16 protein-coding genes and 1 other annotated feature are annotated in these 16,974 nt (G+C 44.1%); of the genes, 4 read left to right on the top strand and 12 right to left on the bottom strand.

Going from position 1 to position 16,974, the window contains the following annotated elements; all coding sequences use genetic code 11:
• Window positions 1-117: 117 nt before the first annotated feature.
• On the bottom strand, window positions 118-627 hold the full coding sequence (locus FFM74_RS12830) for a universal stress protein (protein WP_223877243.1): 510 nt from the start codon (window positions 625-627) through the stop codon (window positions 118-120).
• A gap of 36 nt (window positions 628-663) precedes the next feature.
• Entirely contained in the window at window positions 664-2,067 is a 1,404-nt protein-coding gene (gene pepV / locus FFM74_RS12825; RefSeq protein ID WP_137627025.1) for a dipeptidase PepV, read from the bottom strand.
• Window positions 2,068-2,194: 127 nt separating this feature from the next.
• On the opposite strand from pepV, the gene FFM74_RS12820 reads away from it, so the two are divergent.
• Entirely contained in the window at window positions 2,195-3,022 is an 828-nt protein-coding gene (locus FFM74_RS12820) for an NAD(P)H-hydrate dehydratase (RefSeq protein WP_137627024.1), read from the top strand.
• Window positions 3,023-3,098: 76 nt separating this feature from the next.
• On the opposite strand, the gene FFM74_RS12815 is transcribed toward FFM74_RS12820, so the two are convergent.
• The 5 genes from FFM74_RS12815 to leuS form a co-directional block, all read right to left on the bottom strand.
• Complete coding sequence (locus FFM74_RS12815; protein ID WP_137627023.1) at window positions 3,099-3,536, bottom strand: hypothetical protein; 438 nt, start codon at window positions 3,534-3,536, stop codon at window positions 3,099-3,101.
• Window positions 3,533-3,742, bottom strand: coding sequence for a helix-turn-helix transcriptional regulator (locus FFM74_RS12810; RefSeq protein WP_137627022.1), 210 nt, complete (start codon window positions 3,740-3,742; stop codon window positions 3,533-3,535). The genes FFM74_RS12815 and FFM74_RS12810 overlap by 4 nt, the downstream gene beginning before the upstream one ends.
• A gap of 219 nt (window positions 3,743-3,961) precedes the next feature.
• Window positions 3,962-4,705: a pseudouridine synthase gene (locus FFM74_RS12805; protein WP_137627021.1), complete on the bottom strand. Its 744-nt coding sequence runs from the start codon at window positions 4,703-4,705 to the stop codon at window positions 3,962-3,964.
• Window positions 4,706-4,712: 7 nt separating this feature from the next.
• Window positions 4,713-6,383 (bottom strand): putative polysaccharide biosynthesis protein, encoded by a 1,671-nt coding sequence (locus FFM74_RS12800; protein WP_137627020.1) that lies wholly within the window; start codon window positions 6,381-6,383, stop codon window positions 4,713-4,715.
• 186 nt (window positions 6,384-6,569) lie between these two features.
• The gene (gene leuS / locus FFM74_RS12795; RefSeq protein ID WP_137627019.1) at window positions 6,570-8,993 is read right to left on the bottom strand and encodes a leucine--tRNA ligase; all 2,424 of its coding nucleotides are present in this window, start codon (window positions 8,991-8,993) and stop codon (window positions 6,570-6,572) included.
• A gap of 152 nt (window positions 8,994-9,145) precedes the next feature.
• Window positions 9,146-9,360, bottom strand: a binding site (T-box leader).
• Window positions 9,361-9,507: 147 nt separating this feature from the next.
• Here leuS and FFM74_RS12790 point away from each other — a divergent pair.
• Window positions 9,508-10,161, top strand: coding sequence for a phosphatase PAP2 family protein (locus FFM74_RS12790; protein ID WP_137627018.1), 654 nt, complete (start codon window positions 9,508-9,510; stop codon window positions 10,159-10,161).
• Window positions 10,162-10,175: 14 nt separating this feature from the next.
• Window positions 10,176-10,742, top strand: coding sequence for a tRNA 5-(aminomethyl)-2-thiouridylate-methyltransferase MnmM (gene mnmM / locus FFM74_RS12785; RefSeq protein ID WP_464412146.1), 567 nt, complete (start codon window positions 10,176-10,178; stop codon window positions 10,740-10,742).
• A gap of 257 nt (window positions 10,743-10,999) precedes the next feature.
• On the opposite strand, the gene FFM74_RS12780 is transcribed toward mnmM, so the two are convergent.
• The 5 genes from FFM74_RS12780 to FFM74_RS12760 are packed head-to-tail and all read right to left on the bottom strand — an operon-like array spanning window position 11,000 to window position 15,992.
• The gene (locus FFM74_RS12780; RefSeq protein ID WP_223877242.1) at window positions 11,000-11,632 is read right to left on the bottom strand and encodes a sulfite exporter TauE/SafE family protein; all 633 of its coding nucleotides are present in this window, start codon (window positions 11,630-11,632) and stop codon (window positions 11,000-11,002) included.
• Between the two features lie 10 nt (window positions 11,633-11,642).
• On the bottom strand, window positions 11,643-12,113 hold the full coding sequence (locus FFM74_RS12775; protein WP_171000749.1) for a PTS sugar transporter subunit IIA: 471 nt from the start codon (window positions 12,111-12,113) through the stop codon (window positions 11,643-11,645).
• A gap of 4 nt (window positions 12,114-12,117) precedes the next feature.
• Window positions 12,118-13,032 (bottom strand): formylglycine-generating enzyme family protein, encoded by a 915-nt coding sequence (locus FFM74_RS12770; protein ID WP_223877241.1) that lies wholly within the window; start codon window positions 13,030-13,032, stop codon window positions 12,118-12,120.
• Between the two features lie 14 nt (window positions 13,033-13,046).
• Window positions 13,047-14,519: a sulfatase gene (locus tag FFM74_RS12765; protein WP_223877244.1), complete on the bottom strand. Its 1,473-nt coding sequence runs from the start codon at window positions 14,517-14,519 to the stop codon at window positions 13,047-13,049.
• A gap of 45 nt (window positions 14,520-14,564) precedes the next feature.
• Window positions 14,565-15,992 carry a PTS transporter subunit EIIC gene (locus FFM74_RS12760; protein ID WP_137627014.1) on the bottom strand — a complete coding sequence of 476 codons (1,428 nt, stop codon included), beginning with the start codon at window positions 15,990-15,992 and terminating at the stop codon, window positions 14,565-14,567.
• Window positions 15,993-16,181: 189 nt separating this feature from the next.
• On the opposite strand from FFM74_RS12760, the gene FFM74_RS12755 reads away from it, so the two are divergent.
• Window positions 16,182-16,907, top strand: coding sequence for a MurR/RpiR family transcriptional regulator (locus FFM74_RS12755; RefSeq protein WP_171000748.1), 726 nt, complete (start codon window positions 16,182-16,184; stop codon window positions 16,905-16,907).
• The last annotated feature ends 67 nt before the right edge of the window (window positions 16,908-16,974 follow it).

The following is a 16,974-nucleotide window of genomic DNA, read 5'->3' as shown; positions in this document are numbered from 1 at the left end:
GTATAAAAAGCACATAAAAAATCCGTTGCCAGTAATCAAGATTGGTCTTGATTACCAACAACAGATATTATAGAGCCCAATAACTGTTGATCAGGCTTTGAAAATCTGTGACAATTTTTAGAGACGTCGGGTCAAACGAGTCTCGTTTTTCACCAAGTGATGTTGCTGATCCGTTCGAACAATCAAGACATCACAAGGCGCATTCCGCGTGACGTAGGACGCGTTTGAACCAATCAGGAAACGCGTCACGGCATTTAATCCGGTCGCTCCGAGAACAATTAAATCCGTCCCGTAGCGTGCTGGGAGCGTTGTCGCCAATAAACGCTTGGAGTTGCCCGAATGCAAATGAATCTGAACATCCGTCACGCCAGCATCCACCGCCGCCTGGCGAGCACGCGCTAAGTTCGCTTTGAGTTTAGTCGTTAACTCATCCAACACTTGGGGTGTCGCCGCGCCGAATCCCATCGGTCCTTGAGTAATGCCAATAAATTTTTCAGTATTAATGATTGTCACAATATCTAAGGTCGCCTGCATTTGACTTGCAATCGCAATGGCTTTGTCCAACGCTAATTGTGATTGCGGTGAAGTGTCTACGCCAACTAGGACTTTTTGATAACCAGTCATCATCAACAACCTCCTTCGTGAATCGTCACTAAATCAGTCTTATTTATCTGTTGCGAGCACCGCGATGGATTCACCATAAATCGCCATCGCTGCCATTAAATCATCAATTGGTTGAAATTCATTAGCTTGATGCATCGTATCTTCGGTATGAGGGAATAATGCGCCAAATGCTACCCCACGCGCCATCATCCGGCCATAAGTCCCACCACCGACAATTTCTGGTTGTGAGTCTGCATCACCAGTTTGCCGACGATAGACCGCCATCAAATCTTTGACAATTGGATCACTCGGATCAACATAATGTGGCACCATGAAGTCGCCTTGGGTCACGGTCGCACCGGCCGGCAATTCTGACGCAATTTTTTTAGTTAAATCAGCTGGTTCAATGCCCTTTGGATAACGGAAATTCAAGGTTAGCGCACCACCAGCTTGTTGATCAAAATGTAAGAGACCAACATTCATCGTTAAATCGCCCATCACATCGTCCGTGAAGGCCAAGTCCAGTTGGGTCACACGTGAATCGTCATGCAATTTAGTGGCAATGAAGCCTAGGAAGTCCTGGGCATCTGCCGCAAAAGCGTATTGACTCAAGAATGTCGCCAAATAAGTGCCGGCATTAATGCCGTTGCGTGGTTCCATCCCATGCGCAGCTTTACCCACAACTTCAAGTTTCAACCCCGCGTCATCTTGCGTTGCTTGACCCGTAATTGGTTGCGCCGCTAAAAAGGCTTCAAAATTTGTCACCACTTGATCATCCGCTGGGGTCGTAATCACCGCCACAGCTTCCCGTGGCACCATATTTTCACGCAAGCCAGAGTCAAACCGCTTTAACTCAAACGTACCCGCAGCTTGATTTCCAAAGTGAACTTGCAAACTAACATTGCCTTTTTCACCATTAATCAGTGGAAATTCTGCATCTGGTGAAAAGCCAAGTGTTGGCGCTGGTTCAACTTCAAAATACCGTTTCATACCGGTCCAATTGCTTTCCTCATCGGTACCGACAATAAAGCGGACTTTCTTATTCAGCTTTAAGCCCAGTTCCTTGACCATTTTTAACCCATAATAGGCTGCCATACCAGGACCCTTGTCATCAGAAGCCCCCCGTGCATAGAGCTTGCCATCTTTGATGGTCGGTTCAAATGGGTCAGTTTCCCAGCCATTGCCAGCAGGCATTTCATCGACATGTGCTAAGACGGCTAGCGTTTCATCACCGTCACCGTATTCCGCATAGCCGACTAAGTTATCAATATTCTTGGTTTTGAAACCATCACGTTCAGCAATCGCCAAGAAGGTCGTTAAGGCTTCCTTGGGCCCTGGTCCTAGCGGTGCATCTGGTGTTGCTTGACTGTCATCTCGGAAACTTGGTACGCGTAACATCGTGCTTAAATCTGCCAAATAATCTGCTTGATGCTTTGCAGCTTCAGCTTGCCAATCAATTGTCATCTGTGATTCCTCCCAATCGTTTACTAACTTAATTTTAGCATAGGTTAGCCTAAGTTAATAATTGGAAGCAACCGCTCTCAACTAAACATGGTATACTCGGGTTAAACAGTTGAAAGCTGGTCTTAATTTGCAATCAATCACTTCTGAACTTGTTCATCAAACCATCGTTCGACGACCAGCCGAATCCCATAAGGGCACTTATGGCCGGCTAATGTTGATCGGTGGCAACCAAAACTTCGGTGGCGCCATCATTATGGCAGCAACCGCAGCGGTGTACAGTGGTGCCGGACTGGTCACAGTCGCCACCGATGCCAGCAATTTTATGAGTTTACATGCGCAATTACCTGAAGCCATGGTTGTCGACTATCATCAAACCGGTTTTGTGACCCAACTCTTGCAAACCATGGACGTCATCGTCATCGGCCCGGGATTGGGAACTGATCAAGTTGCGGCTAATTTATTAGCGGTCGTCCTAGCACAGCTGCAGCCCACGCAGCGGTTAGTGATTGATGGCTCAGCGTTGACGCTCCTCGCGCGACGTCAAGGGCCACTGCCAGCCGCACAAATTGTGGTCACGCCACATCAAATGGAATGGCAACGGCTGAGTGGTCTCAAAATTGTCGACCAGACCCCCACCGCGAATCATCAAGCCCAACAACAACTAGGTGCCATTGCCGTTGTCAAAGCGCATCATACGACGGTTTATACGGCTGAGCAGGTCTGGTTCAATCCTGGTGGCACTCCTGCCATGGCGACGGGTGGCATGGGCGACACGTTGGCTGGGATGATTGGTGGCTTTACCGCCCAATTTAACGACTTTACCAACGCAATTCTCAGCGCCGTTTATCTGCATAGCGCCATTGCCGACGATTTGGCCCAATCACAATACGTTGTACTCCCACATCAAATTAGCGCTCGACTTCCAGAATATATGCATCGTTATAGTTTAAAGTAAAAACTTCGTTAACCTAGCCCTAAAATTGACTAGCTTAACGAAGTTTTTTCGATGCCTAACAAGACAATTTTAAAGGCTAGGCATGATCATACTTACGCCACAAATAATAATACTGACAGTTACTGCTAAACAATACCAGCAGTAATAATGTCAAAATAATGTCACCAAAAGTCTGAATTGTCAGTCCCCAATCAGCCATGAGTAGGAATACCACGATAATTAAGCCGTAGATACTATAGATTAACGTCGTCATACAAGCATTATGAACGCGTAGCGCAATGGCTTGTTCGCGTTCATCATCCACAAAATACAGTCCTTGTATTTTTTTCACACCGAATCGATGTGTAATCACCCAAAGTTGAAAATACAACATTACCGAGTTAAAAATAACTAGCCCTAAAGTAACTCCCACAGGCGCATGTAACCTTGTGGTCAAGAAAAACATCCCAATAATTACCAAAAATAAGTTGGTCATCCAAAAGTTAAGCCGTAAAATTCTTTGCGAATGTGTCATTTTGACTCCTCCTCTGATTGATACTCAAATAAGCACTCAACGGATGTTTTAAGAATCTTCGCCAACGCAAATGCCAAGTTTAGCGACGGATCATACTTATCATTCTCAATGGCATTGATGGTCTGACGAGTGACGCCTGCTAAGCGCGCAATCTCTGCCTGAGACAATTTTTGTTTTTTGCGTCGCACGCCAATACTATTTTTCATATTTTCAGCCCTCTAACTGTCAAAAACATTTTACACTAATAGTAAAACATCTTTTACAACAAGTGTAAAGACTTTTTGACAATCCACTACAACCGGCAACGACTTTTTCCAGATAACTAAAAAGAACAGTTTCTCAAACCACCAGACTTAAATCGTGGCGGTAAGAAAAAACTGTTCTTTTGATCAATTCCTCATAAATTCAACAGATCATGACTTGTATTATACAATTTCGATAGTTTGACCAGCATCTTGTTTCAAAGCGGCCAGCTCATCATCGGTAAGCGCCCGATAGTTTCCAGCTAACAGTCCAACCGGTAACGTTAAGGACCCAAAGGCAATCCGTCGTAATTGAACGACGCGTTCACCTAATGTCCCAACCATCCGTTTGACCTGATGATACTTACCTTCATGAATTTCAATTTGGAGTGTCGTAAAGTTTTCAATTTCATGGAAGGCTACAATTTTAGCTTTCGCTGGCTGTAACTGCGTCCCGTCTTTCAACGTAATCCCATCATTAAAAACTGCGACTTGTTCAGCCGTAATCTCACCGGTTACTTCCGCCTCGTAAACTTTAGTCACATGGTGGGCTGGTGACAACAACGCGTGTGACAACGCCCCGTCGTTCGTAATGACCAAGACACCTTCCGTATCCTTATCTAAACGACCAACGGGAAATAAATCGTCGCGGTAATCCGTCGTGTTGAATAAGTCGAGGACGGTCTTGGCTTGGGTATCCACCGTGGCCGTGATAGCGCCCACGGGCTTGTTTAACACATAATAAAAGAATTGTTGATATCGAACCGGTTCATCATCTAATAAGACGGTATCGTTACCAGGATTGACCTGCTGCTTACCTGATAACACTGGCTCACCGTTTGTCGTGATATGACCATCTTTAATCAATCGTCGGACTTGTGTGCGTGTCCCAATTCGCATTGCATGTAAAAATTTATCAATTCGCATAATTCACCTACTTAATCCGGAGTTTGCGCCGTAAGCCGTTTGCCCGTTCACCAATCATCAGATCAGCTAAGCGCGAACGCAAGGCGAGATAAACGTAAACCGCCCCACCCACAGCGACCGCTAACATCACGATGACAAAGGCTTGCGTCTTACTTTGTTCATTCATCACAAGATTTAAACCATGGACCACTAAGACCGCAGCGATATACGTAAAAATGGAAAAAATCAAAATTCGGTTGACTTTTGGTAATAACTTCACGTATCGAACGCCAAAGTTAACTTCCAAATCGTACAACGCCATGAGACTAGCAACCAGCATTCCGATAGCCGTGGCAACCAAAGGACCGGCGGCAGTTAAGAAGTAAATACATGGCCATTGGACGAGCAATTTGACACCAAGGCCAATCAGATAAAATCGGATAATATCCCGATTTCGCGAGAGTCCCTGCATCAGTGCCGACGCAACTGTAAACAGTCCGAGCACGATAGCAGTAAAGGCGGAAACTTCAAGAATCATCGTCCCAGATTGACTATAGCCATAGAACAACGTATTCAAGGGTTGGGCCACCGCGGCCATTCCGAGGGCACCAGGAATCATGATGAATAAAAATAAGGTAAATGCATCTTCTAATTGTTTCCGAATATTACGCATATTGTGGGCCGCTAATGACTCTGACAATAGCGGTACAACGGTCACCGCTATCGCTGACGCCAGTGACACAATAATCATCACTAATTTATTCGCGTTGAAAGCAAACAGCGCGTATAAATCATTAATGACGGCTACTTTTGTATGGAACGTCACTTGCATAATCGGTTGGAAAGTCGCTTGGTCTAACAAATTAAAGACCGTAATCGCGGTATCAATCACGATAAATGGAATGGCTTGAATAATAATATCCCGAAATAGTTGCCATACCGGGATTGCTAATTTGGCATCACTCTGAGCAGCTAAGCGATTCAGCTCTGGTCGTTGACGATAATAATAGACGCCTAGCAGTAAGAAACTCGCTGCCGCACCGACAAACGCCGCAAAAGTAGACTGTGTAATGGCATTCACCCAGTCACCGTTTTGGACACGCATAATGAAGTATGTGGCACCTAAGAGATAGATTACCCGAAAAACTTGTTCTACAAATTGAGAAATGGCGGAAGGCGCCATCTGCTGATACCCTTGGAAGAAACCGCGAGTTAACGACATTGACGGAATAATGACCAACGCGATTGCCAACGCCCGCAGTACCGGAATCACGTTGGGATCGCCACCGCCGAAAACGAATCCAATGGGCTTGGCAGCAAACCAAAGAATACTTCCGCTTAAAATACCTAGCGCCGTCGTCAATAACAGCCCGCGCTTAAACAGTCGTTGTCCGACGCCATATTCATTAATTGCGTTATACTCAGAAATTTGTTTGGAAATCGCCGACGGAATACCACCAATCGCGACTAATAGAAAGAAGCTATAAATATTATAGCCTTTCGCATATAGCGCATTCCCTTGCTGTGCATTATTTCCCAGCCAAATCATCCAAGGAATAATATAAATAACACCCAGTATTCGTGAAAAGAGGCTGCCCGCAGTCATCCAAGCTGAGCCCCGCACCATTTTTTGGTGTGCATCAGCTTCGGAGTTAACGTGCGCCTGCCGCGGCTGATTAGCCTTTGGTTCCTCAGACATTGTCCCGTACCTACTTTCTTAGTTCAATCTTAACCATTTTAGAGGAAATGTGATGAAGTTGCAATTTAAATCCGAACATCTGGGTGACTTTAAACGAACCTTAAGTAACCCAACTTTTCCAGTTAAACGAAAAACACCCTATCTTCACATTAAGGCGTGAAGACAAGATGTTTCAAGGCGTTACCCTTAATTGGCAACGATATTAACTAATTTGCCTGGAATGGCGATAACTTTACGGACGGTCTTGCCTGCCGTAAATTCCTGTACTTTTTCATCTGCTAAAGCCAAGGCTTCCAAGTCATCTTTACCCATGTCTTTGGCAACTTCGGCGTGTGACCGAACTTTACCATTAACTTGTAAGACGACTTGAACAGTATCCTCAACTAACTTGGATTCATCATAAGTTGGCCAAGTTGCGTAGGTGATGGTCTTGTCATGACCTAACAAGGCCCAGAGTTCTTCGGACAAATGCGGTGTGATTGGGGCTAATAATTTGACCAAGCCTTCAATATAAATGATTGGTAAATCATCTACTTTGTAGGCTTCATTGACGAAGACCATCATTTGCGAGATCGCAATATTAAAGCGCATCGCTTCATAATCTTCAGTCACTTTCTTAACCGTTTCATTGTAGACCTTAGTCAATTTACCATCATTAATGGTTGTGACCCGGTCGCGAACATGATTATTTTCATCAATCATTAATCGCCAAACTCGTTCAATCCACTTGTTTGCACCATGCAAGCCATCGGTACTCCAAGGGATTGAGGCTTCCAATGGTCCCATAAACATTTCGTATAATCGCAGCGTATCGGCACCATATTGTTCAACAATATCATCTGGATTAACGACGTTACCACGTGACTTCGACATTTTCTCGTGGTTATCACCCAAGATCATCCCTTGGTTGACCAATTTCTGGAAAGGTTCCTTGTTTGGCACCACCCCTAAATCATACAAGAACTTGTGCCAGAAACGGGCATAGAGTAAATGTAAGACGGCATGTTCAGCACCACCAACGTACAAATCAACTGGTGACCAGTATTGCAACTTCTTGTAGTCTGCAAGTGCATCAGGATTGTGAGGATCAACGTAACGTAAGAAGTACCACGAACTCCCAGCCCATTGTGGCATGGTGTTCGTTTCACGCTTCCCTTTTCGGCCATTTTCATCAACTACATTGACCCAATCATCGATGTTCGCTAATGGACTTTCACCAGTTCCTGAGGGTTCCAAGTTCTTAGTGGCTGGCAACCGAAGTGGTAACTCATCTTCAGGAACCAACGTAGTTTCGCCATCTTCCCAATGAATAACCGGAATTGGTTCGCCCCAATAACGTTGACGTGAAAAGATCCAGTCGCGCAACCGATAATTGACTTTCTTTTTACCGCAATCATGTTCAACTAACCAAGCAATCATTTTGTCGATGGCAGGTTGTTTTTCTAAGCCATCAACTAAGCCCGAATTAATGTGTTCGCCGTCGCCGGTATAGGCCTGTTCATCATAGTCATTTTCGCCTGCGATGACTGGTTTGATTGGTAACGCAAACTTCTTCGCAAATTCATAGTCACGATCGTCATGCGCTGGGACTGCCATGATTGCCCCCGTGCCATATGAAGCCAACACATAGTCGGCAATCCAAATCGGCAATTTTTCGCCGTTGACTGGGTCAATCCCGTAACTCCCGGTAAATACCCCAGTTTTATCTTTATTTAGATCAGTCCGTTCCAAGTCAGACTTGCTAGAAATTTTAGCTTGATAAGCCTTGATTGCAGCTGCTTGTTCTGGCGTAGTCAGGGCTTTCACCAAATCATGTTCAGGCGCCAAGACCAAATAAGTTGCCCCATACAAAGTGTCAGGACGCGTCGAGAAGACTTCAATCGACTTATCTTCTTGATCAGCTACCTTAAAGTTGATTGACGCACCGACAGAGCGGCCAATCCAGTTACGTTGTTGTTCCTTGATGTTTTCTGGCCAGTCAATATCATCCAAATCATCAATTAAACGATCCGCATAAGCGGTAATTTTAAGACTCCATTGTTTCATTGGCACGCGGTAAACATCGTAGCCCCCACGTTCAGTCTTGCCGTCAACGACTTCTTCATTAGAAACAACCGTGCCACCCATCATGTCAGGTGCCCAGTTAACCAATGTTTCAGATTCGTATGCTAAGCCTTTTTTATAGAGTTGTTCGAAAATCCATTGCGTCCACTTGTAATAACTTGGATCAGTGGTGTTTACTTCACGATCCCAATCATATGAAAAACCCAGTGATCGAATTTGACGTTTGAAGTTTTTAATATTTTGGGCTGTAAAGTTTTTCGGATTGTGCCCAGTTTTCATCGCGTATTGTTCAGCGGGAAGCCCAAACGCATCCCAGCCCATTGGATGTAACACATTGAACCCTTGCATCCGTTTCATCCGTGACATAATATCTGTCGCGGTGTAACCTTCTGGATGCCCAACGTGTAACCCTTGACCAGATGGATATGGGAACATGTCCAACGCGTAATATTTTTTCTTATCCGTGTTGTCTAAAGCTTTGAAGGTTTTGTTTTCCTTCCAATAATGTTGCCACTTGTGTTCAATGACCTTATGGTTGTATGCCATAATTGTGCCCCTTTCTTATGCTAGCTTCGTTAGCAAATCCGACTTTGACTTTCTTAAAACCGTCCACAGCCTGTTTGGCTGAAAGTAGTTCTTAGTTTTCCCAAACTAATCCTGTCAACAAGCGACAAAAAAGCCCCATAAGCAAAAAGCGCTTATAGGACGAAACGAGGTTCCGCGGTACCACCTATGATTCCACGACTGGCGTGGCCTCTTGGGATTCTTAACGCGAAACCACGTCCGTGCCTACAAGTTAGACTTTCAGCCGGAAGACTCGAAGGTGAGTTCGTTAGTGATGAATCGTCGTTTGCAACAGCCACGGCGTTTCTGTAAAACATCGCTAATTACTAATCCTTGTCAGAGTCGTAAAGTTATTGATACCTATACTAGCAAACCGCTATCCCTTTTTCAAGGGTAGGCGTCATAAAAAAATGGCGCAGTCAGTCGTGCCTTCAATTAATTTATTTATAAAACATGCTATAATAATTGGAGATTTTTTTTGATTGGAGGCACAACGATGACTTTAACAACTTGGCGACGGCGCGACCTCGGAATTGGGATCCTGGCCTTAATCTGGTTAGGCTGGACTTGGGCCGTTTCGCAAAATGCGGCGGCGATTCAGTGGTTTGATCAGGCAATCGCTTTACCACTCCATCACAGTCCACAATGGTTTCAAACCGCCATGGTGAGCTATACAAAATTAGGCAATCCACAAACGATTACCATTTTGACGCTCATTATTGGCCTGCTCTTGATCCTTGGACGGCAGAGTAAAGCGGCAGTTTTTTTCTGGCTCAATACTTGGGGATTAGCTGGCTACGGTAATTATTTAGTCAAGCAACTGATTCAACGTCCACGACCAACTGCTTGGCGTCTCATCCAAATTGGTGGTTACAGTTACCCCAGTGGGCATTCGACGACAACGACGGTCCTCGTCGCCACCTTGTTAATCATTGCTTACGACCGGCTTAAAAGTCGCAACCTCAAACAATGGTTATTTGGGGCTGGGGTCGTTATAATTTTATTGATGATGATCAGTCGCATTGTGGTTGGCGTTCACTACCCGAGTGACACTGTAGGCGGCCTGATGTTAGGCATCTGCTTGACTTACCTCAGTTTCAGGCTTACCACCGGTCATCGCCAAGGCAACTTTAAACTTAACCATCACTAAGGAAGTGACCTCAAATCCAACTCAGTTCAGCGCTAGCCTTTAGTCATATTTTAATGAATCAAGTCGTTGATCCCGGCGATACCGTCATCGACGCCACTGTCGGCAACGGCCATGATACCGTTTATTTGGCCAAGTTAGTCGGCTCACACGGACATGTGTTTGGCTTTGATATTCAACAGCGTGCCATCGACAACACTGCCAAAGCCTTACAAGCCGCGCGACTCACGCCTAAAGTCACGCTAACGCTTGCCGGCCACGAGACGGTTGGCAAGCTGCTCACGGCTGAACAGCCAGTAAAATGTGCCGTGTTCAACTTAGGTTATTTACCAGGTGGTGATAAAAATATCGTGACCAAGCCTGCGACCACCTTGTCAGCGGTCAAAACGATCCAACAGCACCTAGTTACCAACGGCGTCATTATTTTACTGCTGTATGCTGGCCATCCAGGTGGTCAACAAGAGGCACAAGCGGTCATTGACTATGTCAGCCGATTAGACCAGCATCGCTTTCAAGTTTTACGCTATCATTTCATTAACCAAATAAATTTCCCACCGGACTTAATTGCCATTCAGAAACGCTAAAAATCAGTTGTATCAGCCAATAAGCTGCTGATACAACTGATTTTTATTTTGCTTTAAGAATAAAATTCGTAAGTCACTTTCACCATGCCAACAAACGGCTGTCAAAACTATGCCATCAGCAAATAATTATTATACAAATTAATTGCAATGACGCCGACAATTGCAAACCGATAAACTAACTCAATTTGTTGGGCCCGAATGGTATGGCTAAACATCGCACCAACTGTCCCACCGATAGCTGCTGCCGGAATGACAAATCAGAGTGCTTTTAAGTCAAAGCTAACCACCGCGCCAGTCGCGACGACTGTCATTAATTTTGATAGTTGTGAAAACAAAATGGTCACAATGGAATAACTCGTCGCCTCACGAATTGGGATTGAACAACACAGCATAATCAAAGCAACATTGATTGGACCCCCGCCGATACCAAGTAACGTCGAAATCCATCCTAAAAAAGCCCCAATCAGCACTAATTGATCACCCCGTTGCCAATGAAAATGCACCGCCGGCATCAAGGAATAGAATAGTGCGAACACCAATGTCAGCACAGTTAAACCAATCTGAATTTGATTTAACAAGGCGTCATTTTTTAGAATGAGATGCAATTGATTAAATGTACTATTACCCAGCCAGCCGCCAACCACGGCACCAACCGAGATCAATAATGCGAATCGTTTATTTAATTGCATTCCTTGTTTCGTCTGACGATAGGTGGAAAAAATGGCCATCGTGAAAACAGCAACACTACTGAAAAAGTTAATTTGCACTAGGGGGTGTGCCCCAACCAGATCCAATAGTGGCTTGATAATCACGCCACCACCCATACCAGCAATCGACCCAACAACATTAGCACAAAAGATAATTACCGCGTAAATGAGATAAACTTGCACAAGCCGTCACCTAGTCCAACGTGGCAACAAGGTCACCAGCATTAACACTCCCAGGCGTTAATGTCAGTTGTTGCTTAATTTCTGCTAAATTGGTGAGTGCCACAATTACAATTGGATTTAGTTTTGCCGCGGCAATGACCTGTCGATTCATCGTTACTATTGGCTGACCAGCCGATACGGCTTGGTTTAACTTAACCATCACATCGAACGGTGCCCCATTCAATGTCACCGTATCAATGCCGAGATGCACAATCAATTCCACGCCAGTATCACCAGTAATCCCAATCCCATGTTTCGTCGCGGCAATAAAGGAAATGTGTCCGTTAATGGGAGCAACCACTTGATCGGCACTAGGAATGACGGCATAGCCGTCCCCCATCATTTTCTGAGCAAATACGGCATCAGGGACTGCCGTGATTGGCACGATTTCTCCTGCAGTCGGTGCGACCAATTGATGATCGTCAAACTGCTTCTGCTTCATTCTGCTAAAAAGTTTCATGGACCGCTGCCTCCGAAAAATCTTTGACCACTCGAAAGCTCAAATTTGAACTTGCTGAATCACTCATTTCACCATTACGAGCACCCACTCGAAACCGATTACAAAAGCTGCAATGGCATAAGAATGATCCCCCACGAATTGCTGCTTGATGCGGCTTGCTTTTCTGTAATAGTGCTTGCCAATATTGTGAGCCCGTCGTCTTCTGAAATTCTGACAATAATATTGCGCGTGGATTATCACACCACTCCCAGACGTTGCCGATCATTTGATACAAACCAAATTGATTTGGTTCATAACATGTAACGGGTGCGGTTCCCAAATAGCCATCCGCCAAAGTATTCTCACTTGGAAAATTACCTTGCCAAGTATTTGCATGAATTTGGTGGTTCTCCGTCAGGTTGTTGCCCCAAGGATATTTCAATCCAGCAACGCCTCCACGCGCTGCCTTTTCCCACTCTGCCTCACTCGGTAATCGCACACCAGCCCAAATACAATAGGCCACCGCGTCATTTAATGAAACCTGTGTCACCGGATAATTTTGACGCTCACGAACATCGCTCGTTGGACCTTCTGGATGGTTCCAAGTTGCACCTTTAACAGCACGCCACCAGGGCATGTCAGTGGTCGCAGTGGTGTCGTCTAGCGTTTCTGTGTCTAATAATTTGAAGAACACATACGACCAGCCCAGTTGTTCGGCCTGTGTTTGATAGCCTGTCGCATTAACAAAGGCGGCAAATTCGGCTACGGTCACCGTGGTCGTTGCAATTTGAAATGCGGGTACCGATACTGTCGTCACTGGTCCTTCATGATCGACTGGAAAGCCAATCTGATCATCGGTCCCCATGGTGAAAGAACCAGCAGGAATTTTGATCAATTTTGTTGTTTTAATTGTTTTTAACATTTTTCATCCATCCTTTAAGCCGGTATGCCTAACCGTTCAAATTCTTCTGTGGGTGCTTCAATTTTTTTGAGTAATCGTGTTAACTTATCGACCATTCGTTGTTCTAATTTTGGATCATGAATTGGTCGTTCTTGTTTAGGATCTTGCTGCATGTCAAAAAGCTTATTGCCCAATGCAAATGAATCCATTTGATTCTTTATTGGAACCTTAACCACTGGCATGCCATGTGTAAAGCGATTCCCTTTGACTAGTTCCATCTGTCGCATTTGCTCATTGCTGTAGAAGCCACGCATCTTAGTAAACGCCAGAGTATAATTGACTAATGGTTCATTATCCGGGTGAGCCGAAGCGCGCATATAAACATAGTGCCCATCATACAAACAAGCGTAGCTACCATTCACCCCGAATAACACATCTCGTTCGGTCACATTTGGTAAAGTCTGTGCCGCCGAACGCAAAATACCTAAAATAGATTGGCCGTCACGGATTGCGGTGTCCTTGACACCAAAGTAGTCCAACAATGTTTCCGGAATATCTATCGTTTGTGCGACACGACCGCAAACCTTGCCATCTAATTCTGGTTGATTCGGATCATGAATAAAGAATGGCAAGTGAACCAGCTCATCATAAACTGGCGAGATATTCTTGCCAATCCAATCATGTTCTCCCAATAAGAAGCCATGATCAGTATTAACAATTACTAGCGTGTCATCCCACATATGGTGTGCGTCCATAAAGTCCAACAGTTTACCCAAATAGGTGTCACACATCGTAATTAGCGCCGCGTATTCTTTCTTCAAATCCGCTAGATCGTCCTTAAAACGGTCATCAACGAGCTTTTGATAAGTTGGCCAATAAGGAATATCTGCCGATTTTATGCAATCATACAGTCGTCGATATTTTTCTGGCACATAAAATGGTTCATGTGGATCAAACGATTCAATTTGGACAAACCAATTCTCTTTATCCTGATTTTGCTTCAAAAAATCCAGACCGGCATTAATCGTCTTCACACTGGAGATATCTTTTTCATCATGGATGGTGCTGTTATTTGCCAAATGTTGTGTCACCGAAATACCTTGTTTATTCAACGCATTATGATTGGGGTTAGCTGGAACACCCAGACGTGGTTGCCAACGGTCGCCCTCTTGACCACGGAATCCCTGCCAACTTGAATAACGGGGCAAATAAGTGGCGCCGCCATCTTCCCAGTAATGAGAATGGTCAGTAATAATATGGCTATAAACACCTTGATTTTTCAGGGTTTCAATCGCCGACTGGTCAAAGACTTCCAGCGGTCCCCATGACCGAAAAGGAAAATTATACATACCGGTGTGTAATTCCCGCCTAGCCGGGATACAAGGCAAACTGCCACCATAGTAATTATCAAAAGTGACACACCTTTTTTGTAATCTTTGGAAATTTGGCGTCTTAATCCATTGATTACCATAATTGGATAGAAAGCGCTTGGATAGCGTATCAAACATTATCATAATTGCACGCATGCTAATTCTTCCTCTCAATTTTTTTATTTATTCATAGTGGCGCATTTTACCAGTCACATAAGTTAAAACGAAACCGGCAATCAACGCAACGGCATAACTAATAAGGTATTGCAAATACTTGCCATCTGCAATTAGTGGAATCGCTGACATGCCGGCCGCTCCTAAAGCAGAGCATTTCACACCTAATAGACTGACCATCACACCACCGAAACCAGCTCCTAATGAGGCGGTAATAAACCCAAATCCAGATGGAATGACTAATCCAAATAATGTTGGTTCACCGACGGCTAAGAACGTCGCAGGTAACGCAGCCTTCGCCACATTTTGAACCTGACGATTTTTGGACATCCGCCAAAGTGCCAGACCGGCTCCGACCAAGCCCGCATTACTCATAATTTGAAAGGCATTAATTTGAGTCGAACCATGTTCTGCAATCAGTTGTAAGTTAATTGGGGTTAAGCCTTGGTGTAATCCCGTCGAAATTAAGGCTGGTGCTAAAGCTGATAAGATAAAGCCACCAATAATACCTGATTCATTAATTAAATATAAAATACCTGTAATTAAGCCATCTGATAGTAGTCCCATCACTGGCATTACCGTTAAGAAGTAAACGATAGTTGTTAATAACAATGCTAAGGTTGGCGTTAAAACCACATCCAGAACATCTGGAATAATTTTATGAAATAACCGCATGAACCACGCTAAAATCCAGACGCCTAAAATGACACCGAATAAACCACCTTGACCGGCCTTCAGACCTAGGACTGGTAACGCTGTTGATAAGGTAATCGCCCCAACGGCCCCGCCAAGCAATTTATCTGTCTTAAATTGAATTGCAGAAGTCACACCAACATAGATTGCCAAAAAGCCTAAAACAGCACTACCAATGATGCCAAAAACGGTACTAATCTGTAGCAGATGCCAACTTTGCAAAACAACTTGCGTATTGGTTAATGAACCGCTAGCTTTAACGCCTTCACGAATAGCCGTTTTAGTCGCATTACTCGTCATAATATTGTTAATACCTTGCACAAACCCAGATGCAATAATCGCCGGAATAACTGGTACAAAGATATTTGACAAAGTCGTTAAAAATGATTTCATCCGTCCACTAGTATGGCGTCGTGCTTGGGCTTTATTTGCCTGTATCGTCGAAGCCATTTCAGCTTCGGTATCGCCATCATCAGCCTGCGTGCCCGCGTCATATTCGTCACCGAGCTGAGCAATGAGTGCTTCGTGAATCTTGATACTCTTTCCTGGACCCACAACAATTTGAAACGTTTCTGCAACATTGATTCCTAATACACCCGGTAAAGTTTTAAGGTCCTCAACTTTTACCAAATCTTGATTACGATACTTGATACGTAATCTTGTCATACAGTTCTCAACACTGATAAAATTATCTTTGCCACCTGATAGCTCAATAATTTTGTTAGCAATCATAGCATTATCCATTACGTCATCCTCCTAAGAGATTGTATAATTAAGCGCTTTCAGATGCATCTATGCCTATTAGTATACGGCTTTAATTATCAATAAAAACCCTTTGTACACCCCTTGGGAACATTGCCATAGCTTTGGCAATAAACAATCACATTTTTAAATCTAATTCGATTATGCTAGTCACATAAGGAGATGTTCGTTATGCACAAGTCAATTACTGAATTAATTAAATTACACGAAACAACCTTTTCAAACGTTGACCGTCAAATTGCCCAATTCATCCTCAGTCATCAAACTGATATTGCTTCAATGAGTATTAATGCCTTAGCTAATCAGGCCTTTGTCTCAACTTCTTCGGTGTTACGTTTCACGCAAAAATTAGGCTTCTTAGGCTATTCAGATTTCAAATATTCGGTCAATTGGCAAAATGCCACCACAGTAATGACTCAAGTCACTGATCCCAACCAACTAGGTGCCGCACTAGCTGGTTTGCTCAATAGTCTTGATGACGATGACGTTCATGCCACCCTGACACACATTCATGCAGCCCACCGCATCTTTGTGCTCGCAACCGGACTAAATCAACAGTACCAAGCACGTGACTTGCAACAACACTTCTTACAGCTTGGTATTAATATGATTTTATTGCCTGCAACCACTGGCAGTGAATTGAATAATCAAGTCGCGGAGACGGTTTCAAACCAAGATTTACTGATCATCTTTTCCTCTTCTGGCGAAAATGTTGTCGTTCGTGACTTTTTGAAGATTCCGCTACTCGTTAAAGTTCCAATCATTGCATTTACCAATAACACTGAAAATTGGTTAGCGGCACACGCCGACTTTGTTTATACGATGGATTATCTCCCAATGGATTCACAATTCTTTCCATACTTCTCAGGTTTCTTCCATATTTTTATGGCTCTATAATATCTGTTGTTGGTAATCAAGACCAATCTTGGTTACTGGCAACGGATTTTTTATGCACTTTTTATGC

Origin of the sequence: Lactiplantibacillus pingfangensis, from assembly GCF_005404945.1 — a bacterium.
GTDB classification, from domain to species: domain Bacteria; phylum Bacillota; class Bacilli; order Lactobacillales; family Lactobacillaceae; genus Lactiplantibacillus; species Lactiplantibacillus pingfangensis.
Note: the sequence above shows the minus strand (reverse complement) of the source record. Positions and strands in the feature narration are given on the sequence as shown.

What these genes read in the sequence shown, in the direction of transcription:
- FFM74_RS12810 (WP_137627022.1), bottom strand. Translation starts at nt 3,742, where the DNA reads ATGAAAAATAGTATTGGCGTGCGACGCAAAAAACAAAAATTGTCTCAG.
- FFM74_RS12755 (WP_171000748.1), top strand. Translation starts at nt 16,182, where the DNA reads ATGCACAAGTCAATTACTGAATTAATTAAATTACACGAAACAACCTTT.
- FFM74_RS12815 (WP_137627023.1), bottom strand. Translation starts at nt 3,536, where the DNA reads ATGACACATTCGCAAAGAATTTTACGGCTTAACTTTTGGATGACCAAC.
- FFM74_RS12790 (WP_137627018.1), top strand. Translation starts at nt 9,508, where the DNA reads ATGACTTTAACAACTTGGCGACGGCGCGACCTCGGAATTGGGATCCTG.
- FFM74_RS12805 (WP_137627021.1), bottom strand. Translation starts at nt 4,705, where the DNA reads ATGCGAATTGATAAATTTTTACATGCAATGCGAATTGGGACACGCACA.
- FFM74_RS12765 (WP_223877244.1), bottom strand. Translation starts at nt 14,519, where the DNA reads ATGTTTGATACGCTATCCAAGCGCTTTCTATCCAATTATGGTAATCAA.
- FFM74_RS12760 (WP_137627014.1), bottom strand. Translation starts at nt 15,992, where the DNA reads ATGGATAATGCTATGATTGCTAACAAAATTATTGAGCTATCAGGTGGC.
- FFM74_RS12800 (WP_137627020.1), bottom strand. Translation starts at nt 6,383, where the DNA reads ATGTCTGAGGAACCAAAGGCTAATCAGCCGCGGCAGGCGCACGTTAAC.
- pepV (WP_137627025.1), bottom strand. Translation starts at nt 2,067, where the DNA reads ATGACAATTGATTGGCAAGCTGAAGCTGCAAAGCATCAAGCAGATTAT.
- FFM74_RS12770 (WP_223877241.1), bottom strand. Translation starts at nt 13,032, where the DNA reads ATGTTAAAAACAATTAAAACAACAAAATTGATCAAAATTCCTGCTGGT.
- FFM74_RS12775 (WP_171000749.1), bottom strand. Translation starts at nt 12,113, where the DNA reads ATGAAGCAGAAGCAGTTTGACGATCATCAATTGGTCGCACCGACTGCA.
- FFM74_RS12830 (WP_223877243.1), bottom strand. Translation starts at nt 627, where the DNA reads ATGATGACTGGTTATCAAAAAGTCCTAGTTGGCGTAGACACTTCACCG.
- leuS (WP_137627019.1), bottom strand. Translation starts at nt 8,993, where the DNA reads ATGGCATACAACCATAAGGTCATTGAACACAAGTGGCAACATTATTGG.